We start from the raw sequence: 3,409 nt of genomic DNA on the forward strand, positions 1-3,409 counted from the left end.
CCCCCGCCCTGCCCAACGCGGTCATCCGGCCGCGCGGCAACCCCGTGAAAGGTCCCCGAGATGAGTGAGTCCCCGCAGGTCGGCCGCGTCGACGCCGAGGAGCTGTACGAGATCGTGGTGGACGGCCGGCGCGCCGGTCTCACCGCCTACCGCGACCGGGGTGAGCAGCGCGTCTTCTTCCACACCGAGGTCGGCGAGGAGTACGGCGGGCAGGGGCTTGCGGCGCGGCTCGTGCTGGGCGCCCTCACCGACGTACGGGCCTCCGGGATGCGGATCGTGCCGGTCTGCCCGTACGTCGCGCGGTATCTGGAGCGGCACGACGGGTTCGCCGACCTCGTCGATCCGGTGACGCCCGAGGTGCGGGCGTGGCTGAAGGAGCGGCTCGGGGGCGGGGCGGAACAGGACACGGCCGGGGTGCCGGAATAGGGCGCGCGAGGGGTGCGTTCTTCCCGTCGGAGTTGATGTGTCAACCAGATGGGAGGCGGAGGGCGATGCAGTTCGGCATCTTCACCGTCGGAGACGTGAGCACCGACCCGGCCACGGGCCGCACCCCGACCGAGCACGAGCGGATCAAGGCGATGACGGCCCTGGCGCTCAAGGCCGAGGAGGTCGGGCTCGACGTCTTCGCGACCGGCGAGCACCACAACCGGCCGTTCGTGCCGTCCTCGCCGACCACCCTGCTCGGCTACATCGCCGCGCGGACCGAGAAGCTGATCCTCTCCACGTCCACCACGCTGATCACCACGAACGACCCGGTGAAGATCGCCGAGGACTACGCGATGCTCCAGCACCTCGCGGACGGCCGCCTCGACCTCATGACGGGCCGCGGCAACACCGGGCCCGTCTACCCCTGGTTCGGCAAGGACGTCCGCGACGGCATCGACCTCGCGATCGAGAACTACGCCCTGCTGCGCCGCCTGTGGCGCGAGGACGTCGTCGACTGGGAGGGGAAGTTCCGTACGCCGCTCCAGAGCTTCACCTCCACCCCGCGCCCGCTGGACGGCGTACCCCCGTTCGTCTGGCACGGCTCCATCAGGTCGCCGGAGATCGCGGAACAGGCCGCGTACTACGGGGACGGGTTCTTCCACAACAACATCTTCTGGCCCGCCGACCACACCAGGCGGATGATCGACCTGTACCGGCAGCGGTACGCCCACTACGGTCACGGCACGCCGGAACAGGCGATCGTCGGGCTCGGCGGGCAGGTCTACATGCGGGCCAACTCCCAGGACGCGATCCGCGAGTTCCGGCCCGTCTTCGACCACTCGCCGGTGATGGGCGGCGGGCTCCCGCTGGAGGAGTACATGGCGCAGACCCCGCTGACCGTCGGTACGCCGGACCAGGTGATCGAGAAGACGCTCACCTTCCGCGAGTACGCCGGTGACTACCAGCGCCAGCTGTTCAACGTGGACGGCGGCGGCATCCCGCTGGAGACCGCGCTCGAGCAGGTCGAGATGCTCGGGGAACTCGTCGTGCCCGTGCTGCGCGAGGAGTTCGCCGCGCGGCGCCCGGCGGGAGTGCCGGACGCGCCGCCGACCCACGGTTCGCTGCTCGCGACCCGCTGACCACAGATTCTCGAAGGAGGCCACCATGACCGCCGAGTTCAACGACCGCCAGTCGACGTTCAACGCCCACCAGTCGACCGACGGCGTCGCCCCCGACCGCTGGGCCAGCGCCCTGCACCTCTTCGACGACGGCCCCGGCGCCGTCCGCGAGGAGACCCCCGGCGAGCTCTGGGAGCGGGCCGGGCTGCTCTTCGGGGCGAAGGACTACATCGGCGCCGTGCGGCTCCTGACCCGCGTGGTCGAGGAGTTCCCGGAGCAGACCGCGCCCCGCCTGCTGCTGGCGCGCGCCTACTACCACTCCGCGCAACTCGGCCGCGCGGAGGAGCAGTTGCGGATCGTCGTGGAGCGCGACCCGGTCGAGCACTACGCCCACCTCATGCTGGGCCGCACGCTGGAACGGCAGGGCCGACAGGCGGAGGCGGCGCCGTGGCTGCGGATGGCGGGGGCGTTCGCGGGGGAGTTCCCGCAGGACGCGTGAGGGGGTGACGGCGTGAAGGTGTGACGGCGTGAGGGGGCGACACATCAACCATCCCGTGGATGTCGTCCCCCTCCGCCGGGAATGTTCCGCGCCAGGAGTTGTTGACATCTCAAGGGGTCGGTGGGAACGGGAGGCTGCCGTGGTGCTGCCCGGCGTGGCCTGGGCGCTGGCCGGGAGCCTGCCGTTGCGCCGGTCGGGGTGAGCGGGTGGTTCGGTGGGCTGCTGGGTGGGGCTGGGCGGGCGATCACTCGGGATGGCGCGCAGGCTGATGTTTATACCTCCATATTTGGGCGTTTGCATTCGCTGGAAGGTTACTCATGGGTTTCGAAGGTGCGGAACTGGCTGTCGTACCGCTCGACTCCGAGCGGGCGCGGCACACGGCCGTCACGGGCGCGAAGGCCGCCAACCTGGCACGGGCCGCCGTCGCGGGCCTCCCCACGCTGCCGGGGTTCGTCCTCGTACCCGTCGACCGCGCGCCCGACGCCCCGGTCGGCGAGTACTCCGTACGAGCCCTCTGGCACGAACTCGGCGGCGACCGGACACCCCTCGTCGTGCGGTCGTCCTCCGCGCACGAGGACACCGAGGACTCCTCCATGGCCGGCCGCTTCGAGTCCGTGCTCGACGTCCGCGGCTGGGAGGAGTTCAAGGTCGCCGTCGGCGTCGTCCTCGACTCCGCGCGCAGAGTACGGCCCCTGCGGCCACCGGAGGACGGACCCGGGAGCGACGGGATGGCCGTCCTCGTGCAGCCCATGCTGACCTCGTCCGTCGGCGGGGTGATGTTCGGCGCCGACCCCGTCGAGGGCCGTACCGACCGCATCCTCGTCAGCGCCGTACGCGGCGGCCCCGACCAGCTCGTCGACGGCAGCACCCAGGGCGTGCGCTACCAACTGACCCGCATGGCCCGCCTGGTGCGCACCGAACCGCCCGGCGAGCGGATCCTCACCCACCGGCAGCGGGCCCGCCTCGTACAGCTCGCGAAGAAGGCCGAGAAGGTCTTCGGCGGACCGCAGGACATGGAGTTCGGGTTCGACGGCGACGGCAGGCTGTGGCTGTTCCAGGCCCGGCCGATCACCGCGATGGCCGCCCGGCCCGCCCCCGGCGCCCGCCTGCTGGGCCCCGGACCGGTCGCCGAGACCCTGCCCGGCGTCCTCCAGCCGCTGGAGGAGGACCTCTGGGTCGAGCCCATGTCCCACGGGCTCACCCTCGCCCTCGACATCGCCGGCGCCGCGTCCCGCCGCCAGCTGCGGCGGCTGCCCGCCGTCACGACCGTACGCGGGCGGGCCGCCGCCGATCTGCGGCTGCTCGGCGCCGTGCCGTCCGCGCATCCCGTGCTCGACTTCATCAACCCGGCGCCGGGCGCCCGGCG

The 3,409-nt window shown here is 72.0% G+C and carries 4 protein-coding genes; all 4 read left to right on the forward strand.

Annotated features, from left to right (window positions below; genetic code table 11):
- The first annotated feature begins 60 nt into the window (after nt 1–60).
- A complete protein-coding gene (locus AOK24_RS20675; RefSeq protein WP_055721551.1) occupies nt 61–426 on the forward strand; it encodes a GNAT family N-acetyltransferase in 366 nt (121 codons plus the stop codon).
- A gap of 65 nt (nt 427–491) precedes the next feature.
- A complete protein-coding gene (locus AOK24_RS20680) occupies nt 492–1,565 on the forward strand; it encodes an LLM class flavin-dependent oxidoreductase (RefSeq protein ID WP_055721552.1) in 1,074 nt (357 codons plus the stop codon).
- Between the two features lie 25 nt (nt 1,566–1,590).
- A complete protein-coding gene (locus tag AOK24_RS20685; RefSeq protein WP_055721553.1) occupies nt 1,591–2,043 on the forward strand; it encodes a tetratricopeptide repeat protein in 453 nt (150 codons plus the stop codon).
- Nucleotides 2,044–2,360: 317 nt separating this feature from the next.
- A partial coding sequence (locus AOK24_RS20690; protein WP_240554032.1) for a PEP/pyruvate-binding domain-containing protein occupies nt 2,361–3,409 on the forward strand: 1,049 nt, incomplete at its 3' end.

It is taken from the genome of Streptomyces niveiscabiei (genome assembly GCF_001419795.1).
Classification (GTDB): domain Bacteria; phylum Actinomycetota; class Actinomycetes; order Streptomycetales; family Streptomycetaceae; genus Streptomyces; species Streptomyces niveiscabiei.